The following is a 24,725-nucleotide window of genomic DNA, read 5'->3' as shown; positions in this document are numbered from 1 at the left end:
CCGGGAATGGGCCCGCCGACGGGTGCGGGTCGTGCGAATGGATCGCCGTGGGAAAAGACCGGCGGGGCCGCGCTGATTCCTCAGCGTGACCCCGCACCAGCCCGAGCGTGAGCCCGGCGCCGGTCAGCGGTTCTTGTACGCCTCCACGACCTCGACCGGGATGCGGCCGCGCTCGGAAATCTTGTAGCCGTTCTTGGTGGCCCATTCCCGGATGGCCCGGTTCTGCTCGCGGTCCATTCCCGAGCCGCCCGGCGTGCCTGCCCGCCGAGGTGCCCGCCCGGTGTCGGCGGTTCCGCGACCGATCCGCCGGCCAGCGTTGATGTACGGGTCGAGGGCCTTGCGCAGCACGCCCGCGTTCTCGTCGGAGACGTCGATGGTGTAGGCCACGCCGTCCAGACTGAACTCGACGGTCCGGTCGGCCTTTCCACCGTCGAGGTCGTCGGTCAGGACCGTGATTACTTTTCTCGCCATCGTCAATTACTCCCTGTGTGGGGCGGGGTGTGGTCAAAGTTTGACGTATCCCAGGGCTAATCCGCAACAATGCGCGTCGTCCTCATTTCGGCGCGTCGCGTTATGGCGGGAAAACGGCTCGACGCAAAGCCCGGGGTCAGTCGCCGAGCAGACCGGCGTGACCGGCGAGCGCCGCCGCCTCGGCGCGGGTGGAGACCCGCAACTTTCGCAGCAGCCCGGCCGTCATCCGCTTTACGGTGCGTTCCGAGACGTGCATCCGTTCGGCGATCTCGACGGTGCTGCGACCCGCCGCGATGGCCCGGAGCATCGCCCGTTCCTCGTCGTCCAGATCGACCGGGGCCGCCCGGCCGGGACGCAGCAGCGCACGGAGCGGATGCCCCGGCGGCCTGCCACTGCCCACCCTGGTCGCCAACGCGATCAGCCAGGACGGCGACGCGCTGATCCCGCTCGCCGTGCTGACCGGCGTCGCCGCGGTGGCCGGCCTGCCGGGCTGGACCGTCGCCGCACTGGCGCCGACCTGCCTGGCGATCCCGCTCGCCGTGGCGGCCGCCGGGGGCGCCGGCCTGGCGCGCGAGCTGCTGCGCCCGCAGCGCCGTCCCACGCGCGGAGGTGGCCTGGGTCACAGCCCGGAACAAGGGGAACGATTTGTTACTTGAGCTGGACACGCTCAACTCAACGCGATAGCAGGTGTTCGATGGCAACTCTCCCGGTACTTCCCCTGACCGACGCCGTGCTCCTGCCCGGCATGGTCATCCCGGTGACCCTCGACCCGACCACCCAGGCCGCCGTCGACGCGGCCCGCGCCACCGGCGAGGGCAAGCTGCTCGCCGTGCCCCGCCTCGACGGCGAGTACGGCCCCGTCGGCGCGGTCGCCACCATCGAGAAGGTCGGCCGGCTGCCCAGTGGCGAACCGGCCGCCGTCATCCGCGGCCTGTCCCGCGCCCGGATCGGCTCCGGCGTACCCGGGCCCGGCGCCGCCCTCTGGGTCGAGGCGACCGAACTCGACGAACCCGCCCCCGCCGGCCGCGCCCGCGAACTCGCCCGCGAGTACCGCGCCCTCATGACGTCCGTGCTCCAGCAGCGCGGCGCCTGGCAGGTCATCGACGCCATCGAGCGGATGACCGACCTCTCCGAGCTGGCCGACTCGGCCGGCTACGTCTCCTGGCTCAGCCTCGCCCAGAAGACCGAGCTGCTCGCCGCGCCGGACGTCACCGCCCGGCTGGAACTGCTCGTCGGCTGGGTGAAGGACCACCTGGCCGAGCAGGAGATCGCCGAGCAGATCAGCACCGACGTCCGCGAGGGGCTGGAGAAGTCCCAGCGGGAGTTCCTGCTGCGCCAGCAGCTCTCCGCCATCCGCAAGGAACTCGGCGAGGACGAGCCGGACGGCTCCGCCGACTACCGGGCCCGCGTGGAGACCGCCGACCTGCCCGACAAGGTCCGCGAGGCGGCGCTGCGCGAGGTCGGCAAGCTGGAACGCGCCAGCGACGCCTCCCCGGAGGCGGGCTGGATCCGGACCTGGCTCGACACGGTGCTGGAGATGCCGTGGGGCACCCGTACCGAGGACGACACCGACCTGGCCGCGGCCCGCGCCGTGCTCGACGCCGACCACGCCGGCCTGGCCGACGTGAAGGACCGCGTCCTGGAGTACCTCGCCGTGCGCAACCGGCGGGCCGAGCGCAACCTCGGCGTCGTCGGCGGCCGGGGCTCCGGCGCGGTGCTCGCCCTCGCCGGCCCGCCCGGCGTCGGCAAGACCAGCCTCGGCGAGTCGATCGCCCGCGCGCTCGGCCGCAACTTCGTCCGCGTCTCGCTCGGCGGTGTCCGTGACGAGGCCGAGATCCGCGGCCACCGGCGCACCTACGTCGGCGCGCTGCCGGGCCGCATCGTGCGCGCCCTGCGCGAGGCCGGCTCGATGAACCCGGTCGTGCTGCTCGACGAGGTCGACAAGCTCGCCGCCGGCTACTCCGGCGACCCGGCCGCCGCACTGCTCGAGGTGCTCGACCCGGCGCAGAACCACACCTTCCGCGACCACTACCTCGAGGTCGACCTCGACCTCTCCGACGTGCTCTTCCTGGCCACCGCCAACGTGGTGGAGGCCATCCCCGGCCCGCTGCTGGACCGGATGGAGCTGGTCACCCTCGACGGGTACACGGAGGAGGAGAAGGTCGCCATCGCCCGGGACCACCTGCTGCCCCGGCAGCGGGAACGGGCCGGGCTCACCGCCGAGGAGATCACCGTCGCCGACGACGCCCTCGCCCGGATCGCGGGCGAGTACACCCGGGAGGCCGGCGTACGGCAGCTCGAACGGGCGCTGGCGAAGATCCTCCGCAAGGTCGCGGTGGCCCTGGCGAGCGACCCGGCGCCGGTCCGCGTCGACACCGGCAACCTCGCCACCTACCTCGGGCGGCCGAAGTTCACCCCGGAATCGGCGGAGCGGACGGCGGTGCCCGGCGTGGCCACCGGCCTGGCCGTCACCGGCGCGGGCGGCGACGTGCTCTTCATCGAGGCCACCAGCATGGAGGGCGAACCGGGGCTGACCCTGACCGGCCAGCTCGGCGACGTCATGAAGGAGTCGGCGCACATCGCGCTGTCGTACCTGCGCTCCAACGGGCGCCGGCTCGGACTCGACCCGAACGCCCTCGCCGGACGGCGGATCCACCTGCACGTGCCGGCGGGCGCGGTGCCCAAGGACGGCCCCAGCGCCGGCATCACCATGGTCACCGCCCTCGCGTCGCTTGCCAGCGGCCGGCCGGTGCGACCCGAGTTCGGGATGACCGGCGAGGTGACCCTCTCCGGCCGGGTGCTGCCCATCGGCGGGGTGAAGCAGAAGCTGCTCGCCGCCCACCGGGCCGGCCTGACCGAGGTGATCATCCCGGCCCGCAACGAGCCGGACCTCGACGACCTGCCCGCCGAGGTCCGGGAGGCGCTGACCGTGCACACCCTGGCCGACGTCGCCGACGTGCTCGCCCTGGCGCTGCGCCCGGCCGACGCCGACACCCGCCCCGACCCGGCGCTCGCCGCCGCCTGAGGTGTCAGGAAGGGCCCCCTGCCAACGCCTGGTGCATGGCAGGGGGCCCTTCCTCACGCGCGGGTCAGCGGCGGTCGCGCCGGTCGAAGTCCCGGTCGCGGCGCTCGCGCCGGTCGGCCCCGTCGAAGCGGCGCTCGCCGCCGCCGTCGCCGTCACGGTCCCGGCGTACGGTCGCCTTGCGGCCCTTGATGGTGCTGCCACGCAGCCCGGCGATCACCTCGTCGGCGACGCTCTGGGGCACCTCCACCAGCGAGAACCGGTCGGCGATCTCGATCGAGCCGATGTCCCGGCCGCTGACCCCGGTCTCGCCGGTGATCGCGCCCACCAGATCCTGCGGGCGGACCCCGGCGCGCCGGCCCAGCCCGATGAAGACCTGGGTGGTGCCGCCGGTGCGGGGCCGGGCACCGCCGCGGCGCTCGCCCCGGCCACCGGCCTCCGGCCGCCCCTCACGCGGGCCCCGGACGGGGACCTGGGGGATCTCCTCCTCGTCGTCCGAGCCCGGCGACGTCGCCTCGTGCGCCAGCTTCACCGCCGCGAGGGCCACCTCCACCAGGTCGAACTCGTCGGTCAACGACTCGACGATCGCCCGGTACGGGTCGAGGTCGTCCTCCAGCAGGCTCTCCCGCAGGGCGCCCTGGGTCAGCTCCAACCGCCGGGTGCGCATGTCCGCCACCGTCGGGATCTTGTCGATGGCGATGCGCTGGCCGGTGACCCGCTCGATGGTCTTGAGCATCCGGTGCTCGCGCGGCTCGGCGAGGGTGATCGCCACGCCCTCCCGCCCGGCCCGGCCGACCCGGCCGATGCGGTGCACGTACGACTCGGGGGCCGACGGGACGTCGTAGTTGACCACGTGGGTGAGCTGCTCGACGTCCAGGCCGCGGGCGGCCACGTCGGTGGCCACCAGCAGGTCCGCGGTGCCCGTGCGCAGCCGGCCCATCACCCGGTCGCGCTGCTCCTGGCTCATCCCGCCGTGCAGCGCCTCGGCCCGGTAGCCCCGGCCGTTCATGGTCTCGGTGAGCCGGTCGACCTCCTCGCGGCTGCGGCAGAAGACGATCGCCGCCGTGGGGGACTCGACGTCCAGCACCCGACCCAGCGCCGCCGGCTTGTGCGCCCGGGCGACGATGTACGCGCTCTGCCGTACCCGGGGCGCCTCGCCGGCCACCGGCTGCTCGCGGGCGATGAGGATGCGTACCGGGTCGGTCAGGTGCTTGCGGGCCAGCCCGTCGATGCGCGCCGGCATCGTCGCCGAGAAGAGCACCGTCTGACGCTGCTCCGGCGCGTGCTCCAGGATCGCCTCGATGTCCTCGGCGAAGCCCATGTCGAGCATCTCGTCGGCCTCGTCGAGCACCACCGTGGCCAGCGAGCCCAGGTCGAGCGTGCCCCGGGCGATGTGGTCCAGCGCGCGGCCCGGGGTGGCGACCACGACGTCGACGCCGAGGTCCAGGGCGCGCAGCTGCCGGCCGATCGGCTGCCCGCCGTAGATCGGCAGCACCCGCGCGCCCAGGTCCTTGCCGTAGCGGTGGAACGCCTCGGAGACCTGCACCGCGAGCTCGCGGGTGGGCACCAGCACGAGCGCCACCGGGGCGCCGCCGGGCCGGTCGTCGGGCATCCGCTGCAACAGCGGCAGCGCGAAGGCGGCCGTCTTGCCCGTACCCGTCGCGGCCTGGCCCAGCAGGTCCCGGCCGGCCAGCAGGGGTGGGATGGCCTCCCGCTGGATCGGAGTGGGCTCCTCGTAGCCCAGGGCGGTCAGCGCGCCCAGCAACTCGGCGCGTAGTCCGAGGTCCGCGAAGGCGGTCGTGTCGTCGAGGGCGTCGGGGCCGGGCTCGGTGGGCGGGTCGTGCCGTACGGGTGCGGAACTCATGCCGTCAAGCTTTTCATCACCGCCGCGACGCCGTTTCGCCGACCGGCACAACGAGCACCCGCGCGGGTCCGGCGGGCGCCCGTCGCCGTGCTCCGGCGGGCTAGCCTGGCGGCGTGCGTACGGTCGAACTGGTCTGCTCGCCCGACCTGGAGGCCGCCGTGCGCGGCGCCTGGGAGCGGCTGGCCGCGGTGGGGCTGCCCAGCCTGGCCCGCAACGCCCACCCGACGAACCGGCCGCACCTGACCCTCGCCGCGGTCGACGAGTTCCCGCCCGGCGCGCAGCGGCGGTTGGCCGACCTGTTCGACGCAGCGCTGCCGCTGCCCGTGCGGCTGGACCGGATCGCGGTGCTCGACGGCAGCGCCCCGCTGGTGTGGCTGGTGCACCCGTCGCCGGAGCTGACCGCCCTGCACGCGTCGGTGTGGGACGTCCTCGCCGCAGCCCCGGGACAGCGTCCCTGGCACGCGCCGGGGCACTGGCGCCCGCACCTGAGCCTGGCGCTGCGCTTCCGCGACGCCGACCGCCGGCTGGCCCGCGCGGTGGCGGGCGTCGACCGCCCCGACGGGGCCTTCGTCGCCGGGCGCAGCTACGACGGACAGGACCGGACGGTCAGCCCGCTGGGCGGCGCCGGCCGCCGCACGTGATCGCCGGGCGCCTGGAACGGGGTCGGGCCTCCACCGGACGGTGAGGGCCCGATCGTGCGGGGGTCAGCGGTGGAAGCGCAGGTAGTCGAAGTGCGCGGTGACCGCCGGGTCGGCGCCGCCGTGCGCGACCAGCCCGATCCGGGGGGTGGTGTCGGCCGGGAAGGTCCACACCCCGCCCCACGTCCAGGTCCGCCCGTCCCGGCTGGAGCCGGCCCGGAACTCGTGCTCGCCGGTGGCCGGGTCGACCCGGTGCGCCAGTCGCAGCCAGGTGGTGGTCGCCGGGGTGCCGACGATGTTGCCGCCGTAGACCGGCTGGCCGGCGAAGGGCAGCTCGTAGCCGTACTCCACCTGCCTGGTGTTCCAGATCGCGACCTGCGCCAGCCGGGCGAAGCGGTCGTCGTCGACGTAGGCGACCAGCCCGGCCTGCTGGTAGTTGCGGACGGTCTCCTCGCCGAGGTCCAGGGTCACCTTCGTCTCCACGACGTAGTCGCCGCCCGGCGCGTCGCGCAGCAGCACGCCGGCGGTGTTGCCGGTGCCGGTCAGGTCGGCGCCCTGCACCGGCCAGCGCAGCGCCCCGCCGGCCACGGTGGCCGCCGGGTCCGGCCGCACCCACCGCCACGCCGGGTCCAGCCCGCCGGTGAACTCGTCGGAGAACGCCGGCAGCAGGCGGCCCGCCCGCGGCTCGGCGACGGCGTGGCGCACCGGCCGGTGCAGCCGGGCGACGCTGACGTTGTCGAACCCGGCGGCCCCGCCGGTCGCGGTGAGCGTGAGCTGTCCGGCCACCGGCCGCGCCAGCCGCAGCGACACCACCGCCAGCTGGTCGCCGAGCCGGGCCGGGCTCAGCTCGGCCACCAGGTCCCGGCCGCGTACCTCGACAGCGAGGTGGTGCCCGGCCGCGGCGTCGAAGCCGGCCGGAAGCGGCGCGCTCGCGGTGCGCCCGCCGTCGGCGACGACCAGCCGGCCGGCGGCGGCGTCCACCCGCACCGAGACCCGGTCGCCGAGCGCGAGCCCGGCGGCCCCGGCGGCGGGAAGCCGCAGGTCGGCCTCCGCCCGCAGGTCCCCGCCCACCGTCGTACGGCTGGTCAGCGCGCCGCTGCCGGTGAGCCGGCCGTCGGCGACCCGCCAGTCCCCGGAGCCGCGTCGCCAGCCGGCCAGCCCGGCGTCGAAGCGCTCGTCCACCCGGCCGGTGGTGACCGGCGCGGGCCGCGGGCCCTCGGAAGGGCCGGCACCGGCGTTCACCGTCGGCCAGCCGTCGATCCAGTCGAGGCGGTCCAGCAGCATCGGCCGCTCGTTGATGCCGAACGGCTCGTCCAGGTACGGGTCGGCACGGTCGATCGCGTGGTAGACGATCCAGTCCTGGCCGGAGAGGTCGGTGAGGAAGCCGTTGTGGCCGGTGCCGATCCACCGGTTGCCGTTCTGGGCGAGCACCGGCGTGCCGCCGGCCCGGGAGGCGGTCAGCGAGATGCCGTCGCGGTCGACGAACGGCCCGCGCGGGTCGCGGGAACGGCCGACGTGCACGGAGTAGCCGGTGGCCGGGCCGGCGCAGCAGTTGGCCGTCGAGGCGAACAGGTAGTACCAGCCGTCGTGGCGTACCACGTGGCTGCCCTCGAACTTGTTGTCGACGGCGACCAGGGTGGGTGAGCCGACCGCGCGCAGCCCGTCGGCGGAGAGCTCGGTCACCGAGATGCCGCCGTAGTAGCTGCCGTGGTAGAGGTAGTGCCTGCCGTCGACGTCGGTGAACTGGCTCGGGTCGATGGTCCACAGCCAGCCCCCGCCACCGCCGGGGCGGGGCGCGACCACGGGCTCGTCGGCGAAGGTCCACGGGCCGGTCGGGGTGGGCGCGGTGGCCGCCCCGACGGCGAAGTCACCCCCGTCGGGGGACACGGTCGTGTCGGTGACGGTCACGTACATGACCCAGCGGTCGCCGATCCGGCGCACGTCGGGGGCCCAGAAGCCGGCGCCGGGAGCCGCGTACGCCGGGCGTTGGCCGGGGCCGAAGGCGTCTCCGACGTACGTCCAGCCGACCAGGTCGGCCGAGCGGGCGATGGGGACCCCGTGGAACGTCCCCTCGCCCTCGCGCAGCGGGTCGGTGGTGCCGTACGCGTACCAGAAACCGTCCTCACCGCGGACGATCACAGGGTCGGCGAAGGTGTCGGCGAACCCGGCCGAGACGGGGTTGCGGTAGCGGGGCTCGGGTGCGGCGGCGGCCGGCGCGGACGCCGTCGCGGCCAGGACCAGACCGACGACGGCGGCGAGCGCCCCGGCGCGGCGGAGATGTCGCATCAGACCTGCCTCGGGTGCGAGATGTCGACCAGGATCGGTGCGTGTCCGTTTGTACAACGATGCATACAACGTTGTAAAGACTCGACGGGCGTTCGGTGGGCGCCGAAGGGTGCCCGTGTCAGCATGGGGCGGTGACCACCGCCACCACGCGGGGCCGGGCCCTTGCCCGGCTCGCCACCCTGCTCGCCGACGACACCCGGGCCACCATCTGCCTGGCCCTGCTCGACGGCCGGGCGTGGACGGCCGGGGAGTTGGCCCGGCTCGCCGGCGTGGCACCCTCCACGGCCAGTGACCACCTCACTCGCCTGGTCCGGGGCGGCCTGCTGGTCGAGGAGCGGCAGGGCAGGCACCGCTACCTCCGGCTCGCCGGGCCCTCGGTCGCCCAACTCGTCGAGGACCTGGCCGGCCACGCCCCCGGTCGGCCGGAGCCGGCCCGCTCGCTGCGCGCCGCCCGCGCCGGCGCCGCCCTGGCGTACGCCCGCACCTGCTACGACCACCTGGCCGGACGCCTCGGGGTGCTGCTGCGCGACCGGCTGCTGGCGCGCGGGCTGCTCGACGACGCCGGCGGGCTGGCGCTGACCCCGGCCGGGCTGGGCTGGCTGGACGGGTTGGGGGTGCCCCTCGACCCGCTGCGGTCCGCGCGCCGCCCCCTCGTGCGCGACTGCCTGGACTGGACCGAGCGCCGCCCGCACCTGGCCGGTGCACTCGGCGCGGCGCTGTGCGGCCGGTTCCTCGACGCGGGCTGGCTGGTCCGGGGCGGCGACCGGTCGCTCCGGCTGACCCCGGCCGGCGGCCCGGCGCTCGCTGCCACGTTCGGCCTCGCCCCGGCGGACCTCGCGCCGGACGCGGCGCCGGACACCGGCGGCGGCCGCGCCTGACTGCCGCGATGGGCCCGAACCGCGAGCCGCGACACGCCTGTTCCCGTCGGTCGGTGCGTCACGTGCGGGGTCTGTTCGGACGGCACGTCGAGGCCGGCCCTCGGGAGACCCGGCGGTCTCGCGCCTCTCGCGCCTCTCGCGTCGCATAACTGACGGTGATGATTGGGGATTGTTGCTGACCGTAGTGGTCGATGCTCCGGCCGCGTAGGTCCGTCGAGCCCCTTTGCTCTGCACCCATCGACGCACCATGCCTCTGAGCTGGCCTTTCCTGGCAACGTGCGCTCTGGGGGTGCACGCCCTTGCTTACATTCCGTAGCTGGTGCGTCCGAGCATGCAAAGCAAAGGGGTCGAGAGCTACGGCATCTGCCCGGCGCGTCCGGGATCTTGGCACGCAAAGCCCGCCCCAGGGGCCCTCCCTTACCAAGATCTCCCGCCTCCCCGGGCAGCCCGGGGTCGATCACGCAATTGTGGCGTCCCGACAAGGTGCGATCCCGGACACGACGCCCACCACAACTGCATGATCGAAGCCGGCCTGCAGCGCCCCCGATGACAGCCGTGCACGCCTCCGACGACGGCCGTACGGATCACGAGGGCCACCGCCTGTCGTACGCGGAGCTGATTACGCTGAGTATCCGTCGGTAGTGTCAGCCCAGCGCTCCGACGCGGCGGCCGGTGGCGCGGCCGACGCGCCCTGGTGTCCACCGTGCTCGGCTGGTGCGAAGGCGCGGGTTCCGGTCCGCTCGGCCCGCGGGTCGTGGCGCCGCTCGTGCCCGGTGGCGGACGTTTCGGGGGCGGCCGAAGTGTCGCGGCCCTACCGTCGCCCGGTGACCGTCGACGACCTCGTGATCGCGCCCGCGCCCGACACCCCACCGTGCGGACCGCCCACCCGTCACCCCGACACCGGTTGGACGGTGACCCGCCACGCCGACGTGTGGGCGGTGCTCGCCGACCCGGCCTGTCAGGTGCCCGTCGCCCCGGGTGGGGCGCCCGGCACGCTGGCCTGGCTGCGCGGCACCGTCAGCCGGTTCAGCGCCCCGCACCGGCACCCGGCCCGCCGGGCCGCCGGGGTCGCCGCGCTGGCCGCGGTCGACCACGACGAACTGCGTGCCGCCGCGGCCCGGCTCACCGGGAAGGTGCTCGACCGTGCCGGCGACCGGCTGGAGGTGATGTCCGGGCTCGCGCGCCACGTACCGCTGCGGGTGCTGGCGGCGCGGCTCGGGCTCGCCGATCCGGTGGCGGCCGTGCCGGCGGTGACCGCCGTGGCGGCGGCCTACCACCCCGGCGCCGACACGGCGCGGGTCGCCGCGGCCGACCGGGCGGTCTCGGCGCTGCTCGGGATGACGCCGCCGGGCCCGCCCGAGGCGGTGGCGAACCGGATCGGGCTGCTGGTGCAGGCATGCGACGCGACCGCCGGGCTGATCGGCGCCGCGACCGGCCACGGTCTGGCACTGCCCGCGACCGTGTCGACCGGCGACCTCGTCGCCGAGGTGCTCCGGCTCGACCCGCCGGTGCGGGGGACCCGGCGGGTCGCGGTCGCGCCGACACGGCTGGCCGGCCGCGACCTGGCGGCGGGCGAGGAGGTGCTGCTGCGCTTCGACGCCGCCAACCGGGATCCCGCTGCGCACGCCGACCCGGACCGGTTCACGCCCGGCCGGTCCGGCACGCCACTGACCTTCGGCGCGGGACCGCGCGGCTGCCCCGGCGAGCGGCACGCCGTGGCCCTGGCCACGGGGGTGGTGCGGGTGCTGCGCCACCGCTGCCGGACCGTGCCCGCCCCGCTGACCCACGAACCACACGCGCTGCTGCGCGTCCCGACGACGATCGACTTGGAGATCCGATGAACGAGCGCTGCGCCGCCTTCCACGCCCTGCACCACGCCGATCGGCCGCTGCTGCTGCCCAACGCCTGGGACCACGCAAGCGCCGCCGCGTTCGTCGCGCGCGGACATCAGGCGGTCGGCACCACGAGCCTCGGCGTAGCGGCGGCCGCGGGCCTGCCGGACGCGGCGGCGGCCACCCGGACCGAGAACGTCCGGCTGGCCCGGGCGTTGCGCAGGCTCCCGGTGCTGCTCAGCGTCGACGTGGAGGCGGGCTGCGACGACGACCCGGCGGCCGTCGCCGACCTGGCGGCCGAACTGGCCGCCCTGGGCGTCGTCGGGATCAACATCGAGGACGGCCGCGCCGACGGCACCCTCGACCCGACGGAGCTGACGGCGGCCAAGGTGGCCGCCGTCAAGGCCGCGGTGCCGGACCTGTTCGTCAACGCCCGCACCGACACGTGGTGGCTCGGCACCCCCGATCCGCTGCCGCAGGCCCTCGCCCGGGCCCGTGCCTATGCGGCCGCCGGCGCGGACGGCATCTTCGTGCCCGCGGCGCCGGACACCGGGACGATCGGCGCGCTCGTCGCCGGCATCGACCTGCCCCTGAATGTGCTGCACCGGCCGGGCGGGCCCACCCTCGCCGAACTGGGGGCGCTCGGCGTGGCCCGGGTCAGCACGGGCTCGCTGCTGTTCCGGGCCGCGCTCGGCGCCGCCCTGGACACCCTGGACGCCGTCCGGACCGGCGGCGGGTCGCACCCGGAACCGCCCTCGTACGCCGAGGTGCAGGGGTTGAGCGCGGCGTCCCGACCGTAGCGGTTCGTGCTCGGCCGCACCCCACGGCCATTCCTTAGGAGGAGATAAGAGGATTGTTCGGACTCATCCCGTCGCGCCTGATTACGGTGTGCCCAGGGCGATGCACACAGTGATGTCGTGACGGGAGAGAGGACCCGACCATGCGAGTGCCCAGCCGAAGCCCGGGACAGCAGCCCGGCTCCTCCGTCACACCCGCCGCCCCGGCCCGGCGGCGCGCGTTCTCCACCCCGACGCGGCCCGCCGCCGTGCCGGACCTCGACGCCTACCGGACGGCCGTGGCGGAGCTGCTGGTCGAGGTCGGCGCCCTGGCCGGCGCGTCCTGCACCGCCGCCCGGCAGGTGCTGATCGACGAGCGGCTGCGCGAGCCCGCGATCGCCGCCTTGCTCGACGCCACCCCGCAGGGGCTCGTCGGCGCCCGCGAGACGCTGCTGCTGGAGATGGCCCGCTACCAGCCCAACGCGCGCAGCTCCGCCGCCGACCTCACCGCGCTGGTCCGGATCTACCTGCTCTCCCGCGTCGACGTGATGTGGTGGCGCGACACCCCGACCTACCTCACCGACGCCCAGGTCGACGCCAGCCCCGAGCTGGTGGACCTGGAGTGGCTGCGCCGCCGGGACCTGCTGCGCTTCCGCTACACCGAGCAGCCGCGGACGCTGCTCCGCCGCGGGCTGCGGGCGGTGCGGCGCCGGCTGCGGCCCGACGCCACGCCGCGTACCGCCGGACTGCGGTTCCGGCGGGCCCGCCGCGAGATGGTGGCGCTGCTCAACGACATCGCCCGGCAGTTCGCCGCCAGCACCCCGCCCGCCACGCCGCCGCTGTGGGTGACCAGCCTGGTCCGCAGCGCCGAGCACCAGCACCGGCTGCGCCGACTCGGGTACGCGGCCATGATGCCCAGCGGGCACTGCCTCGGCTGGGCGGTCGACGTCGAGATGGAGTGGTTCGGCCGCTTCGGCGCGCGGGACACCCTGGCCGAGCTGTTGCTGGCCCGGCAGCGGGCCGGCGAGGTCAACGTGGTCGACGAGGGGCAGGCCTGGCACGTGTGCCTCGCGCCGGCGGCGCGGCGGCGGCTGCGCCGGGCGTACGAAGCCGAGATGGGGGTCTGAGCCGATGTGCGGCATCGCGTTGAGCCTCGGCCCCGAGGCCGATCCGACGATCTTCCGGCGGATGCTCGCCACCCTCGCCCCACGCGGCGAGGTCACCGAGACCCGCTACGAGAACGGCCTGCTCACCGGCACCCGTCGGCTGCCGATCGTGGACCGCGAACGCGCCGTGCAGCCGTGGGCCTCCGCCGACGAGCGGTGGCTGCTCTGCTACAACGGCGAGGTCTTCAACCACCCCGAGCTGCGCGCGGAACTGGTCCGGCTGGGACACCGCTTCCGCGGCACCGGCGACACCGAGGTGGTGCTCGCCGCGTTCCTGCAGTGGGGCGAGGGCATGGTGACCCGGCTGCGCGGCGAGTACGCCTTCGCCGTCGTGGAACGGGCCACCGGCCGGGCCTACCTGGTCCGGGACCCGCTCGGCGTCAAGCCGTTGTACTGGGCCCGGACGCCCAACTGCCTGCACGTCGCCAGCGAGGTCAAGGCGCTGGTCGGGCACCGCGTGCCGATCGTCGAGGTGCCGCCCGGGCACCACGGCTGGGTCGAGCCCGACGGGCCGGTCCGGCTGCGCGCGTACGTCGATCTGCTCACCCTCGGCGACGGGCTGCCGGTGGTGGACGACCCGGACGAGGCCGCCCTGCTCGTCCGTGCCGCCCTCACCGACAGCATCCGGATGCGGGTGGACACCGACCTCACCGTCGGGGTGGTGCTCTCCGGCGGGCTGGACAGCTCGCTGGCCCTGCTGCACGTGCGCGAGATGCACCCCGACTGCGTCGCGGTCACGGTGGGCGTGCCCGACAGCCCCGACGTCGCGTACGCGCGGCGGCTCGCGAAGGACCTGGGGGTGCCGCACGAGGTGGTCGAGCTGCGCCCGCGCGACATCCGGCTGGCCGACATCCGGGAGGCCATCCGGATGTCCGAGCTGACCGAGTACGGCGACATCATCAACGCGGTGGTCACCGTGCCGCTGTTTCGCCGGCTGCGGGAGCTGGGCGTGAAGGTGGTGCTCACCGGCGACGGCTCCGACGAGCTGTTCGGCGGCTACCCGATGTACCACGAGGTCGGCCCCGAGGCGTCCCGCCGGCTCTTCCTGCACAAGATCCGCAACCTCTGCCGTACGGAGTTGCAGCGCGTCGACCGGGCCAGCATGGGGCACGGGGTGGAGGCCCGCGTGCCGTTTCTCGACCTGAGCCTGGTCGAGCTGGCGATGCGGCTGCCGATCGGGCTGAAGATGCGCGACGGACAGGAGAAGTGGATCGTCCGCCGGGCCTTCGCCGACCTGCTGCCCGACTACGTCCGTCGCCGCCCGAAGAACCCGATGTCGTACTCCTCGGGGCTGCACGAGCGGGCCCGGCTCTACAAGCCGCTCTTCGCCCGGCTGCACCGCTCGTTCGGCTACCACCTGCTCGAACCGGTACGCCGCGACTTCGACAGCGTGCTGACCCGGTGCGGCAACGACCTGGACCGGGCCATCGCCGACGGCCGGGCCCGGCCCGACTACACCGTCCTGGAGCACGCCCGCGACCTGGTGGGCGCGGCGAAGTGGAACGCCGCCCCGATGGTGCGCCGGCTGGTCGGGCCGCGCCGCACGCGCGGCGACGAGGCGCCGCTGCCCGGTTGACCGCGCGCCACGTACCCCTCGCGTCGTCGGCCGGGGCGCGCCACCCACCCCTCGCGTCGCCAGCCGGGGCGCGCCTCGCGACCGGGGACGCCTCCCGCTCGGTGCGGATCAACCCGGGCGCTCGCGGGTAGTGGTCCGGGCATGGCGGCACTGGACGTGATGGTGGTCGGGCAGGTGGCGCGGGACCTCGTACTGCGGGTGGACGAGGTGCCGGAGGCCGGCGGGACCGCCCCGGTACGGCGACGGCGCGAGCTGCTCGGCGGCAAGGGGGCCAACCAGGCCGTCGGGCTGGCGCAGCTCGGCGCCGCCGTCGGTCTGCTCGGGGTGGTCGGCGACGACGAGGTGGGGGAGCGGCTGCTGGCGCTGGCGCGGGCCGACGGCATCGACGTCCAGTGGGTACGACGCCGGCCCGGCACCCCGACCGCGCTCATCGTCGACGTGGTGGACGCCGACGCCGACTGGCGCTACCTGGAGGACGTGCCCGAGGCCACCCTGCTCACCTGCGACGACGTCGCCGGGGCGGCATCCGCGCTGCGGGGCGCGCGGGCCGTACTGGTGCAGCTCCAGCAGCCGGCGCGGGCCGCCGTTGAGCGAGACGCCCACCGTGGACGACACCGGCGCCGGGGACGCCTTCGTCGCCGCGCTGACCCTCGGCGTGCTGCGCGGCGAGCCCCGGGAGCGGGTCGCCCGGCACGCGGTCGCGGCGGCCGGCGCGACCGTCGGGCATCCGGGCGGCCGGCCCGCGCTGACGCCGGAGGCGCTCCGCGCGCAGCTCGACCGGATCCCGGCCACGTGACGGGCGGTCACTTCCCTCCGGGCGGCGGCGACGGACGGTTTGTCCACCCAGGAGGGTTTTCCGCCTCCGGGGCCCGGGTATCCCGGTGGCCTGACCGAGAGGCGGGTGACTGACATGAAGCGCAACCAGTACCACGTCGTACCGAACGACGGCGGCTGGAAGGTCGAGCAGGGCAACCAGGTCGTCGGCACGTTCGACACCAAGCAACTCGCCGTCGAGGCGGGGCGCCGGGCGGCGCACGGCAACGAGCCGAGCCAGCTCGTCGTGCACACGTCCGACGGCAAGATCGAGACGGAGTACACCTACCAGGACGACCCGTACCCGCCGGCCGGCTGACCGGCGCGTCCACGCTGGACACGAACGGGCCCGACCCCCTTGGGGTCGGGCCCGTCGGCGCGTTGCGACTACCAGCTCAGGTAGCTGGGCTGGGTCTGCGCGTTCAGCTCGCGGTAGCGGACGAGGTTCGCCGTCCAGGTCCGCCAGTCGGTCAGCTTGAGGACGTCGAAGCCCTTGGCCATGTCGTTGGAGTAGATGTAGCCGTTGTAGTGGTAGGCCGACCAGGAGCCGCCGCCGACGAGCCGGTCGATCGAGATCGGACCCCGCTCCCAGAACGCGATCTCCTGCGGGTTGGCCGAGTCGGTGAAGTCCCAGACGGAGATGCCGCCCTGGTACCACGCCTGGACCATGATGTCGCGCCCGAGCACCGGGATCAGCGAGCCGTTGTGCGCCACGCAGTTCTCGGTGTCGGCGTTCATCCGGGGGATCTTGTAGTAGCTGCGGAAGACCATCGTCCGGGCGTCGCCGCGACCCGTGATGTCGTAGATGGCGTTGGCGCCCCGCTCCGGTCCGACGGCCTCGTTGCAGGTGGCCGCGCTGCCGCCGCCCAGCTCGTCGGTGAAGACCACCTTGGTGCCGGCGTTGTTGAACGTGGCCGAGTGCCAGAACGCGAAGTTGACGGTGTCCCGGACCCGGTTGATCAGCCGGGGGGCCTCCCGGTCCGAGATGTCCATCAGCACGCCGTCGCCCATGCACGCGCCAGCGGCGAGGTTCTTCTCCGGGTACGCCGTGATGTCGTGGCAGCCGGTGGTCGCCGAACCGCCGGGCCGGCCCTCGTAGCCGCCGTCCGGGAAGAGGTTCGGGGTGGCCACCACCGCCGCGTCCGTGGGCGACTTCACCGGCACCTTCACGATGGAGATGGAGTCGTGCGGGGGCTGGCAGTCGGGGAACTCCGCCCGGGGGCTGTACGAGGAGACGTACAGGTAGACGGCCTTGCGGTCCTTGCCCGGCACCAGGGTGTGGGTGTGCGATCCGCAGGCCGTCTCCACCGCCTTGACGTAGCGGGGGTTGGCCTTGTCGCTGATGTCGAAGACCTTGATGCCCTCCCAGGACGCCTTCTCCGTCGCCGGCGCGCTGGTGCTGTTGCAGGAGTCGTCGCTGCGGGAGGAGTCGGTGGAGAGGAACAGCAGGTCACCGTGGACGGAGATGTCGTTCTGCGATCCGGGGCAGTACACCTGCGACACCACCGTCGGCGCGGTCGGCCGGGAGATGTCGTAGACGACGAAGCCGTTGTAGTTGCCGGCGAAGGCGTAGCGGCCCTGGAAGGCGAGGTCGCTGTTGGTGGCGTTCAGCGGAGCCTGTTTCGGCAGGTTGGCGACCTGCCGGAGGTTGGGGCTGCTGACGATCTCGTCGACGCCCGGGATGGCGTTGGTGGTGTCCGCCGTGTCCGAGGGGGCGGACTGCGCCGCCGCGCCGGCGGTTCCCGGCGTGGCGGTGGCGACGCTGGCGAGGAGTAGACCGGCCGCGGCCAGGCTCACGGTGGTGAGCCGCCTGGCCCGCAAGGTGCGGAAACTGGTCATCGGCGACGTCCTTCGCAAGGGGGTGGCGATGGTGCACACCTTACAGTCCAAAGAGTTCCATCAATGTGACCTAAGTCACACCCAAGCCTGTTCATCGATGGATAGCATCGCCATGACCTCTACCGGGGGGAGCGGCCCGTGACCAACCCGCGCGCGCGGATCCTCGCCGTCGTCACAGCCGCGTGTCTGCTGACGGTGGCGGTCGTCCTCCTGTCCCGTTCCGCCGGCGGCCCGACCGCGGTGCTGGCGGGGCAGGCCGCCGCCCCGACGTCCGCCCCGGCCGGTCCGAGCCGACCCGCGGTGATCGTGCCCGGTCGGCCCGGCGAGACCGCCGAGGTCCGGCCCGCCGAGGAGCTGCGCGACGCCACCGCGGCCCGACACAACTCGATGGACGTCTGGTTCGTCCGGATGATGATCCCGCACCACGCCCAGGCGCTCGAGATGGCGGAGTTGGCCGGTGACCGCGCCGGCAACCCGGCCCTGCGCGCCCTCGCCGAGCGGATCCGGGCCAGCCAGGGCCCCGAGATCGGCCTGATGCGGGGCTGGTTGCAGGCGCGCGGGCTCTCCACCGAGGTGGCCGGGCACGACCACGACGGCATGCGGGGCATGCAGACGCCCGAGGCCATCCGGCAGCTCGCGGCGGCGCGGGGCGCCGAGTTCGACCGGCTCTTCGTGCGGATGATGACGGAGCACCACCAGGGCGCGGTCCAGATGGCCACGGACCTGCTCAAGGTCGGCGCCGACCTCACCCTGTCGGAGTTCGCCAACTCCGTCGCCACCGAGCAGACCGTCGAGATCGACCGGATGCGCGAACTGCTGGCCTGACCCGGTCGGGCGGCCCGGCCCCGGCCTCGGGGCGGAGTGACCCCCTGACCTGCGGCACGTACGCTGGGTGACCGTGAACCGCGCGATCCTCGGCCACCCCCTGCGCGGCGTCGCCTTCGACGCCTTCGTCTCCGCCACGGTGGCGCTCCTCGGCCTCGCCGGCATGGCGAACCAGCCCGGTGGGGGCAGGGCCACCCTGGTCGGGACCGCGATGGCGGTGGCGCTGCTGTTCCGCCGGGCCCACCCGTCGGCGGTCGCCGCCGTGGTGGCCGCCCTCGCGATGGTGCAGGTCGTCGCCGGGTGGGGGCCGCTGCCCTTCGACATCGCGGTGCTGATCGCCCTCTACAGCGTCATCAAGTACGCCGACCGGCTCCGCGACGGGGTCCTCGCCGGGATCGGTGCCGCCGTCGGGGTGGTGCTCGCCGGCCTCCAGACCTCGGGAGCCATCGCCTGGTGGGCGGCGGCCATCTACTACGGGCTGGTCACCGGGGCGGTCTGGCTGGTCGGGCTGAACGTGCGCACCCGCCGGCTCTACGTGTTCAGCCTGGAGGAGCGGGCCGCCACCCTGGAGCGGGAACGCGAGGCGGAGGCGCGCGCCGCGGTCGCGGAGGAACGCACCCGCATCGCCCGGGAACTGCACGACGTGGTGGCGCACAGCATGGCGGTGATGATCGTGCAGGCCGACGGGGCGCGGTTCACGCTCGACCGGGACCCGGAGACCGCCCGCCAGGCGGTGAAGGTGGTCGCCGACACCGGCCGGCAGGCGCTGGAGGAGATGCGCCGGCTGGTCGGCGTACTGCGGGAGCCCGACGCGCCGGACGCGCAGGCCGGTTCCGGCGCGGCCGGTGCGCCCGGCGAGGCCGGGGCGACCGCCGACCCGGCGCACCGCCGGTTGGCGCTGGCGGAGCTGCCCGCCCTGCTCGACCGGTTCCGCGCCGCCGGCCTCCGAATCCGGCACGCGGTCACCGGGGAGCCGGCGCCGATGCCGCCCGGGCTGGAACTGACCGTCTACCGGGTGGTGCAGGAGGGGCTGACCAACGCCCTGAAGCACGCCGGGGTCGGCGCCGACGTCGAGGTCACCGTCGCGCACGCCGGCGACGCCGTGGTGGTCCGGGTGGTCGACGACGGGCGCGGCCGGCCGCCGGTCAGCCCCGCGCCCTCCGGCGGGCACGGCCTGGTGGGCATGCGCGAGCGGGTCGGCGTGTACGACGGCAGCCTCACCGCGGGCCCGCGGCTCGCCGGTGGCTGGCAGGTCGAGGCGCGGTTACCGCTACCGTCGACGTCCCCGACGACGGAGGTGACGGCGGCATGACGGTCCGCGTGGTGATCGTGGACGACCAGGCGCTGGTCCGCGCCGGCTTCCGGATGGTGCTGGGCTCCCAGCCGGACCTTGAGGTCGTCGGCGAGGCGATCGACGGGGCCGACGCCCTGCGGCTGCTGGCCCGCGTCGAGGCCGACGTCGTGGTGATGGACGTGCGGATGCCGACCATGGACGGGGTGGAGGCGACCCGCCGGATCTGCCGGGATCGTCCCGCCGGACCGCCCCGGGTGCTGGTGCTCACCACCTTCGACACCGAGGCCGACGCCTTCGCCGCGCTCCAGGCGGGCGCCAGCGGCTTCCTGCTCAAGAACGTCCCGCCCGAGGAGCTGCTGGCGGCCATCCGGGTGGTCGCCCGGGGCGACTCGGTGGTCGCCCCGCCCATCACCCGGCGGCTGCTCGACCGGTTCGCCGGCCGGCTCGGCCCCGGGCCCGCCGAGGACCCCCGGATCGGCCAGCTCACCGAACGCGAGCGGGAGATCCTCCTGCTGGTGGCGCAGGGCCTCTCCAACGCGGAGATCGCCGCCCGGGTGCACGTCGCCGAGGCCACCGTGAAGACGCACGTCGGGCGGATCCTCGCCAAGCTCCAGCTCCGCGACCGGGTGCAGGCCGTGGTGCTGGCGTACGAGACGGGGCTGGTCACCCCCGGGGGCTGAGCCGGTCTACGACCCAGGTCGTACGGGCCCACCCCGTCAGGGGCTCCCAAGGTCGCAGCGGGATCACCACGCGCGGGTGGACGCGGCCGGACCGGCGGCGCCCATAGCGTCGGAGACGTCCCAGCCACGATCTCCACGGGGAGCTCCACGTGTCCGTCGCACCTCCCGCGCACGCCACCGCCGGCGTCGCGGTCACCGCCCGCGGCCTGTCCAAGCGGTACGGCGCCGGCCAGGCCGCCGTCGTCGCCCTCGACGGGGTCGACGTCGGCTTCGCCGCCGGCCGGTTCACCGCCATCATGGGCCCCTCCGGCTCCGGGAAGTCCACCCTCATGCACTGCCTCGCCGGCCTGGACCGGCCCACCTCCGGCAGCGTGCGCATCGGCGACGCCGATCTCGCCGGCCTCGACGACAAGCGGCTCACCCTGCTGCGCCGCGACCGGGTCGGCTTCGTGTTCCAGAAGTTCAACCTGCTGCCGGCGCTGACCGCCGAGGAGAACATCGTGCTGCCCCTGGCGATCGCCGGCCGGCGGCCGGAGCCGGCCTGGCTGCGCCAGGTCGTCGCCGCGGTGGGGCTCACCGACCGGCTGCGCCACCGTCCCGCCGAGCTCTCCGGCGGCCAGCAGCAGCGGGTGGCGGTCGCCCGCGCCCTGATCACCAAGCCGTGGGTGATCTTCGCCGACGAGCCGACCGGCAACCTGGACTCCCACTCCGGCGCCGAGGTGCTGCGCCTGCTCCGCGAGGCGGTCGACACCCTCGGCCAGACGGTGATCATGGTGACCCACGACCCGTCGGCCGCCGGGCACGCCGACCGGGTGGTCTTCCTCGCCGATGGCCGGCCGGTACGCGACCTCACCGCGCCGACCGCCGAGCGCGTGCTCGACGCGCTCGCAGGCCTCGACCCGGCGCGCGTACCGGCCACCGGCCGCGAGGCGGTGACCCGGTGATCAGGACGACCCTGCGCCAGCTCCGCGCCGAGGCACTGCGCCTGATGCTCTCCTCGCTGGCCATCGTGCTCGGCGTCGCGTTCATCGCCGGCACGCTGATCTTCGTCGACGGGATGCGCACCGGCGCGTACGAGCGGGCCGGGGCGTTCGACAGGCACACCGACCTCGCCGTCCACTCCACCACCGACGACCCGTTGCCGGCCGCGCTGGTCGAGAAGGTGCGCTCCGTCGACGGGGTCGCCGCCGCCGAGGGGGAGCTGCTCGGCTCCGGCGGCGTCGTCGGCGCCGACGGCCGCCCCGTGCTCGGCTACGCCGTCCTCGCCGCCATCCCCGTCGACGAGGCGCTGCGCTCGTACGACGTGGTGGCCGGCCGGCTGCCCGACCGCCCCGGCGAGGTGGTGCTGGACGCGCCCACCGCAGCGGAGGAGGGCTTCGCCCTCGGCGCGCCCGTACGTGTCGGCGGCGGCGGGGGAGCGGCCCGCCCGTACACGCTTGTCGGCACGGTCGACGTGGCCGGCACCGCCCGCGACGTCGGCGGTCCGTTCATCGGCCTGGTCGGCGCGGACGCCCTCGCGGTGACCGGCCAACGCGGCTACGACCGGATCATGGTGGCCGCCCGGCCGGGCACGACCGACGAGGCGCTGGCCGGACGGGCCGCCGAGGCCGTCGGCGCCGGCGCGACCGTCAAGACCCGGCAGCGGATCCTCGACGACGCCGTGACCGACGCGGTCCGCGACCTCCAGCAGTTCAACATGGCGCTGCTGACCTTCGCCGGGGTCGCGGTCGTGGTCGCCGGGTTCGTCATCGCCAACACCTTCGCGATCGTGCTGGCGCAGCGGACCCGGCGGACCGCGCTGCTGCGGCTGGTCGGCGCGACCAGGGGCCAGCTGTTCCGCGCCGCGCTGCTGGAGGCCGCGCTGCTCGGGCTGGCCGCCTCCGCGGCCGGCGTGCTGATCGGCGTCGCCCTGGCCGGCGGCATGAACCAGGTGATGGTGCGGCTCGACGCGCCGGCCCCCGGCGGGCTCACCGTCACCGCGTCGACCGTGCTGGTCAGCCTGCTCCTCGGCACGGCGATCACGATGGGCGCCGCCCTGCTGCCCGCGTGGCGGGGCACCCGGATCGCCCCGGTCGCCGCGCTCACCGACGCGGCCGTCCAACCCGCCCGGGGCGCCGGCCGGCTCCGGCTGACCGTCGGGGCGCTGGTCTTCGCCGCCGGGATCGCCGCGCTGGTCGGCGCCGCGTACGCCGTCCAGGTGGTGCTCGTGGCCGCCGGTGGCGTGCTCACCTTCTTCGGCATCGTGCTCTTCGGCCCGGTGCTCGTGCCGGCGCTCGTCCGGGTGTTGGGGTGGCCGGCCCGCCGGCTGTTCGGCGCCACCGCCGGCCTGGCCGTGGCGAACGCCGTACGCAATCCGCGCCGGATCGCCGCGACCGCCACGGCCCTGGTGATCGGGATCGGTCTGGTGTCGGCCTTCGTGGTCGGCGCCCGCAGCACCAAGGACGGCATCGAGCGCAGCGTGGACGCCGAGATCGGGGTCGACTGGCTGGTCACCGGGATCGGCGGGAGCCTGCCGGCGCCACTCGTGGCCGAGCTGCGCGCCCGGCCCGAACTGGCGGTGGTGCACGAGCGGCGCGGCGCCGTCGCCGCCGGCGTGCAGATCCAGGCCGCGCACCCCGCACTGGTGGCCCGGACGCTGACGGGCGTCGTGGCGGGGGACGTCGACCGGCTGGGACCCGGGTGGGTGCTGGTGCACCGGGAGCTGGCCGAGGCCCGGGGCTGGACGACCGGTTCCACCGTCACCGTGCGCGGCCGGTCGTTGCGGGTGGCCGCGGTCGTCACCGCCGACGGACCGGCACTCGCCGGCAGCCCCGTCCCCGACGGTCACGTGATCGACGTGGTGGACGCCGACTTCGCCGCGCTATTTCCCGACGAGCGGGGCTTCCTGGCCGAGATCGACCCCGCCGACGGGGTCTCCGCCGATCGGGCCCGGGCCGCCGTCGAGTCGGTGGTCGCCCGGTACCCGACGGCCAACCTGATGGACCAGGGCGCGTACAAGAAGATGCTCACCGCCACGGTCGACATGCTGCTCGCCCTCGTCACCGCGCTGCTGGGCCTGGCCGTGGTGATCGCGCTGGTCGGGGTCGCCAACACGCTGAGCCTGTCGGTGGTGGAACGGACCCGGGAGAACGCCGTGCTGCGGGCGGTCGGCCTGACCCGGGGGCGGATGCGCGCCATGCTGGCCGTCGAGGCGGTGCTGACGGCGCTTGTCGGCGCGCTGCTCGGGGTGGGCCTCGGCACCGGCGTCAGCGCCGCCGCGATGGCACTGCTGGCCCGGATCAGCGGCGACTTCGCGGTGGTGCTGCCGGTGGGGCAGCTGGGTCTGATCCTCGGGGTCGCGGTGCTGGCCGCCCTGGTCGCCTCGGTGCTGCCGGCGCGCCGGGCGCTGTCCCGGCCGGTGGTCGAGGCGCTCGGCGACCAGTGACAGCCGCCGGCCGGTCCCGTCGCCCGTCCGGGTGCCGGGACCGGCCAGCGGTGCCGGGCCTACAGGCGTTCCACCACCGGGCCGGCACACCGGTTGCGGGTGTCGAAGACGTACCGGGCGTGCCGGGTCACCAGGTCGTAGTCGAAGTCGTCGTGGTCGGTGACCACCACCACCGCGTCCGCCGCGCGCACCTCCCGCTCGGTCAGCTCCACCACGAGCACGCCGCCCGGGATCTGGTGCGGCTCCGCGTACGGCTCCACCGCCCGGACCTCCGCGCCGAGGGCCTGCAGGCGCTGGGCCACGTCGACGGCGGGGGAGTCCCGCATGTCACCGGTGTTCTTCTTGTACGCCAGCCCGAGCAGCAGCAGCCGGGCCCCGCTGACGGCGCGACCGGCCCGGTTCAGCCCGTTCATGACCCGTCGGGCCACGTGCTCGGGCATCTCGTGGTTGACGTCGTTGGCCAGCTCGATGAACCGGAACTGCCGCCCGAGGCGCCGCTTGACCTGCCAGGACAGGTAGCACGGGTCGATCGGCAGGCAGTGCCCGCCGACGCCCGGGCCGGGCCGGAACGGCATGAAGCCGAACGGCTTGCTCTCCGCCGCCTCGATCGCCTGCCAGACGTCGATGTCGAGGTGGTGGGAGAGCATCGTCAGCTCGTTGATCAGGGCGATGTTCACCTGGCGGAACGTGTTCTCGATCAGCTTGGTCAGCTCCGCCACCCGGGTGGAGTCCACCGGCACGGTCCGTTCCACGAGCCGGCGGTAGAACCCGTCCACCCGGGCGAGGGCGACCGCGTCCATCCCGGAGACCACCTTCGGGGTGTTCTCCAGGCGCCAGGTCGGGTTGCCCGGGTCGATCCGCTCGGGGCTGTAGCCCAGGTGGAAGTCGCCCGGGCTGAGCAGCCCGCTGGCCGACTCCAGCAGCGGGCGCAGCAGCTCCTCCGTGGTGCCGGGATAGGTGGTGGACTCCAGGATCACCGTGCAGCCCGGCCGCACGTACGGGCCGATGCCGACGCCGGCCTGCTCCACGAAGCTGAGGTCGGGCGTGCCGTCGCGCAGCGGCGTGGGCACCGTGATCACGCAGATGTCGAAGCCCTCCGCGTCGGTGTACGCCGTGCTCGGCCGGTACCGGCCGCTGCCCAGCGCGCGACCCAGCCGGTCGGCGGGGATGTCCTCGACGAACGACTCACCTGACGCGAGCCGCTTGATCCGGTCGGCGTCGACGGGGGGGGCCCCCACCACCCCGCCCCCCCCCCCCGCCCCCCCGGGCCCCCCCCGGCCCCCCCCCCCCCCCGCCCCGGGGGGGCCCCCGAAGAAACACAACCCCCCGCGCCCGCGGGCC

21 protein-coding genes and 1 pseudogene are annotated in these 24,725 nt (G+C 74.8%); 16 read left to right on the top strand and 6 right to left on the bottom strand.

The window, feature by feature from the left end:
• Positions 1–123: 123 nt before the first annotated feature.
• A complete protein-coding gene (locus ACGFNF_RS06115; RefSeq protein WP_132234604.1) occupies positions 124–471 on the bottom strand; it encodes an Lsr2 family protein in 348 nt (115 codons plus the stop codon).
• Between the two features lie 136 nt (positions 472–607).
• Entirely contained in the window at positions 608–778 is a 171-nt protein-coding gene (locus tag ACGFNF_RS06110) for a LuxR C-terminal-related transcriptional regulator (protein WP_393166139.1), read from the bottom strand.
• Here ACGFNF_RS06110 and ACGFNF_RS06105 point away from each other — a divergent pair.
• Positions 765–1,127 carry a hypothetical protein gene (locus ACGFNF_RS06105; protein ID WP_393166138.1) on the top strand — a complete coding sequence of 121 codons (363 nt, stop codon included), beginning with the start codon at positions 765–767 and terminating at the stop codon, positions 1,125–1,127. The two genes, ACGFNF_RS06110 and ACGFNF_RS06105, sit on opposite strands and share 14 nt — an antisense overlap.
• Positions 1,128–1,165: 38 nt before the next feature.
• Positions 1,166–3,496, top strand: a complete 2,331-nt coding sequence (lon, locus tag ACGFNF_RS06100; RefSeq protein WP_393166136.1) for an endopeptidase La — start codon at positions 1,166–1,168, stop codon at positions 3,494–3,496.
• A 64-nt stretch (positions 3,497–3,560) separates the two neighbouring features.
• Here lon and ACGFNF_RS06095 read toward each other — a convergent pair whose 3' ends face one another.
• Complete coding sequence (locus ACGFNF_RS06095) at positions 3,561–5,357, bottom strand: DEAD/DEAH box helicase (RefSeq protein ID WP_393166134.1); 1,797 nt, start codon at positions 5,355–5,357, stop codon at positions 3,561–3,563.
• Between the two features lie 113 nt (positions 5,358–5,470).
• Between ACGFNF_RS06095 and ACGFNF_RS06090 the strand changes: the two genes are divergently transcribed.
• The gene (locus ACGFNF_RS06090) at positions 5,471–5,998 is read left to right on the top strand and encodes a 2'-5' RNA ligase family protein (protein WP_393166132.1); all 528 of its coding nucleotides are present in this window, start codon (positions 5,471–5,473) and stop codon (positions 5,996–5,998) included.
• A gap of 63 nt (positions 5,999–6,061) precedes the next feature.
• On the opposite strand, the gene ACGFNF_RS06085 is transcribed toward ACGFNF_RS06090, so the two are convergent.
• Complete coding sequence (locus tag ACGFNF_RS06085) at positions 6,062–8,281, bottom strand: family 43 glycosylhydrolase (protein ID WP_393166129.1); 2,220 nt, start codon at positions 8,279–8,281, stop codon at positions 6,062–6,064.
• A gap of 131 nt (positions 8,282–8,412) precedes the next feature.
• Here ACGFNF_RS06085 and ACGFNF_RS06080 point away from each other — a divergent pair, with 131 nt between their 5' ends.
• From ACGFNF_RS06080 to ACGFNF_RS06045, 8 genes and pseudogenes are all read left to right on the top strand, one after another.
• Positions 8,413–9,159: an ArsR/SmtB family transcription factor gene (locus ACGFNF_RS06080; RefSeq protein ID WP_393166127.1), complete on the top strand. Its 747-nt coding sequence runs from the start codon at positions 8,413–8,415 to the stop codon at positions 9,157–9,159.
• A gap of 824 nt (positions 9,160–9,983) precedes the next feature.
• A complete protein-coding gene (locus ACGFNF_RS06075; RefSeq protein WP_393166125.1) occupies positions 9,984–11,000 on the top strand; it encodes a cytochrome P450 in 1,017 nt (338 codons plus the stop codon).
• Positions 10,997–11,791: an isocitrate lyase/phosphoenolpyruvate mutase family protein gene (locus ACGFNF_RS06070; protein ID WP_393166123.1), complete on the top strand. Its 795-nt coding sequence runs from the start codon at positions 10,997–10,999 to the stop codon at positions 11,789–11,791. The genes ACGFNF_RS06075 and ACGFNF_RS06070 overlap by 4 nt, the downstream gene beginning before the upstream one ends.
• 140 nt (positions 11,792–11,931) lie before the next feature.
• Positions 11,932–12,894 (top strand): DUF5715 family protein, encoded by a 963-nt coding sequence (locus tag ACGFNF_RS06065; protein WP_393166121.1) that lies wholly within the window; start codon positions 11,932–11,934, stop codon positions 12,892–12,894.
• Positions 12,895–12,898: 4 nt separating this feature from the next.
• On the top strand, positions 12,899–14,509 hold the full coding sequence (locus ACGFNF_RS06060; protein ID WP_393166119.1) for an asparagine synthetase B family protein: 1,611 nt from the start codon (positions 12,899–12,901) through the stop codon (positions 14,507–14,509).
• A 141-nt stretch (positions 14,510–14,650) separates the two neighbouring features.
• Positions 14,651–14,905, top strand: a pseudogene (locus ACGFNF_RS06055) (PfkB family carbohydrate kinase); the annotation flags it as partial.
• 190 nt (positions 14,906–15,095) lie between these two features.
• Positions 15,096–15,305, top strand: a complete 210-nt coding sequence (locus ACGFNF_RS06050) for a PfkB family carbohydrate kinase (protein ID WP_393166117.1) — start codon at positions 15,096–15,098, stop codon at positions 15,303–15,305.
• Between the two features lie 114 nt (positions 15,306–15,419).
• A complete protein-coding gene (locus tag ACGFNF_RS06045; protein WP_225852266.1) occupies positions 15,420–15,641 on the top strand; it encodes a DUF2188 domain-containing protein in 222 nt (73 codons plus the stop codon).
• A 68-nt stretch (positions 15,642–15,709) separates the two neighbouring features.
• Here the strand turns inward: ACGFNF_RS06045 and ACGFNF_RS06040 are convergent, their stop codons facing one another.
• A complete protein-coding gene (locus ACGFNF_RS06040) occupies positions 15,710–17,161 on the bottom strand; it encodes an LVIVD repeat-containing protein (protein ID WP_393166115.1) in 1,452 nt (483 codons plus the stop codon).
• A 138-nt stretch (positions 17,162–17,299) separates the two neighbouring features.
• On the opposite strand from ACGFNF_RS06040, the gene ACGFNF_RS06035 reads away from it, so the two are divergent.
• From ACGFNF_RS06035 to ACGFNF_RS06015, 5 genes are all read left to right on the top strand, one after another.
• Positions 17,300–17,986: a DUF305 domain-containing protein gene (locus tag ACGFNF_RS06035; protein ID WP_393166113.1), complete on the top strand. Its 687-nt coding sequence runs from the start codon at positions 17,300–17,302 to the stop codon at positions 17,984–17,986.
• Between the two features lie 67 nt (positions 17,987–18,053).
• Positions 18,054–19,298, top strand: coding sequence for a sensor histidine kinase (locus tag ACGFNF_RS06030; RefSeq protein ID WP_393166111.1), 1,245 nt, complete (start codon positions 18,054–18,056; stop codon positions 19,296–19,298).
• The gene (locus tag ACGFNF_RS06025) at positions 19,295–19,960 is read left to right on the top strand and encodes a response regulator transcription factor (protein WP_132234566.1); all 666 of its coding nucleotides are present in this window, start codon (positions 19,295–19,297) and stop codon (positions 19,958–19,960) included. The genes ACGFNF_RS06030 and ACGFNF_RS06025 overlap by 4 nt, the downstream gene beginning before the upstream one ends.
• Positions 19,961–20,109: 149 nt before the next feature.
• Positions 20,110–20,904, top strand: coding sequence for an ABC transporter ATP-binding protein (locus tag ACGFNF_RS06020; RefSeq protein WP_393166109.1), 795 nt, complete (start codon positions 20,110–20,112; stop codon positions 20,902–20,904).
• Positions 20,901–23,384 (top strand): ABC transporter permease, encoded by a 2,484-nt coding sequence (locus tag ACGFNF_RS06015; protein WP_393166107.1) that lies wholly within the window; start codon positions 20,901–20,903, stop codon positions 23,382–23,384. Before ACGFNF_RS06020 ends, ACGFNF_RS06015 begins: the two co-directional genes overlap by 4 nt.
• 59 nt (positions 23,385–23,443) lie before the next feature.
• On the opposite strand, the gene ACGFNF_RS06010 is transcribed toward ACGFNF_RS06015, so the two are convergent.
• Positions 23,444–24,622 carry a nucleotide sugar dehydrogenase gene (locus tag ACGFNF_RS06010; protein ID WP_393166105.1) on the bottom strand — a complete coding sequence of 393 codons (1,179 nt, stop codon included), beginning with the start codon at positions 24,620–24,622 and terminating at the stop codon, positions 23,444–23,446.
• Positions 24,623–24,725 lie beyond the last annotated feature (103 nt).

Source organism: Micromonospora sp. NPDC048868 (genome assembly GCF_043198195.1).
Classification (GTDB): Bacteria; Actinomycetota; Actinomycetes; order Mycobacteriales; family Micromonosporaceae; genus Micromonospora; species Micromonospora reichwaldensis.
Note: the sequence above shows the minus strand (reverse complement) of the source record. Positions and strands in the feature narration are given on the sequence as shown.

What these genes read in the sequence shown, in the direction of transcription:
- ACGFNF_RS06045 (WP_225852266.1), top strand. Translation starts at nt 15,420, where the DNA reads ATGAAGCGCAACCAGTACCACGTCGTACCGAACGACGGCGGCTGGAAG.
- ACGFNF_RS06095 (WP_393166134.1), bottom strand. Translation starts at nt 5,357, where the DNA reads ATGAGTTCCGCACCCGTACGGCACGACCCGCCCACCGAGCCCGGCCCC.
- ACGFNF_RS06065 (WP_393166121.1), top strand. Translation starts at nt 11,932, where the DNA reads ATGCGAGTGCCCAGCCGAAGCCCGGGACAGCAGCCCGGCTCCTCCGTC.
- ACGFNF_RS06025 (WP_132234566.1), top strand. Translation starts at nt 19,295, where the DNA reads ATGACGGTCCGCGTGGTGATCGTGGACGACCAGGCGCTGGTCCGCGCC.
- ACGFNF_RS06115 (WP_132234604.1), bottom strand. Translation starts at nt 471, where the DNA reads ATGGCGAGAAAAGTAATCACGGTCCTGACCGACGACCTCGACGGTGGA.
- lon (WP_393166136.1), top strand. Translation starts at nt 1,166, where the DNA reads ATGGCAACTCTCCCGGTACTTCCCCTGACCGACGCCGTGCTCCTGCCC.
- ACGFNF_RS06105 (WP_393166138.1), top strand. Translation starts at nt 765, where the DNA reads ATGGCCCGGAGCATCGCCCGTTCCTCGTCGTCCAGATCGACCGGGGCC.
- ACGFNF_RS06060 (WP_393166119.1), top strand. Translation starts at nt 12,899, where the DNA reads ATGTGCGGCATCGCGTTGAGCCTCGGCCCCGAGGCCGATCCGACGATC.
- ACGFNF_RS06110 (WP_393166139.1), bottom strand. Translation starts at nt 778, where the DNA reads ATGCTCCGGGCCATCGCGGCGGGTCGCAGCACCGTCGAGATCGCCGAA.
- ACGFNF_RS06070 (WP_393166123.1), top strand. Translation starts at nt 10,997, where the DNA reads ATGAACGAGCGCTGCGCCGCCTTCCACGCCCTGCACCACGCCGATCGG.
- ACGFNF_RS06040 (WP_393166115.1), bottom strand. Translation starts at nt 17,161, where the DNA reads ATGACCAGTTTCCGCACCTTGCGGGCCAGGCGGCTCACCACCGTGAGC.
- ACGFNF_RS06085 (WP_393166129.1), bottom strand. Translation starts at nt 8,281, where the DNA reads ATGCGACATCTCCGCCGCGCCGGGGCGCTCGCCGCCGTCGTCGGTCTG.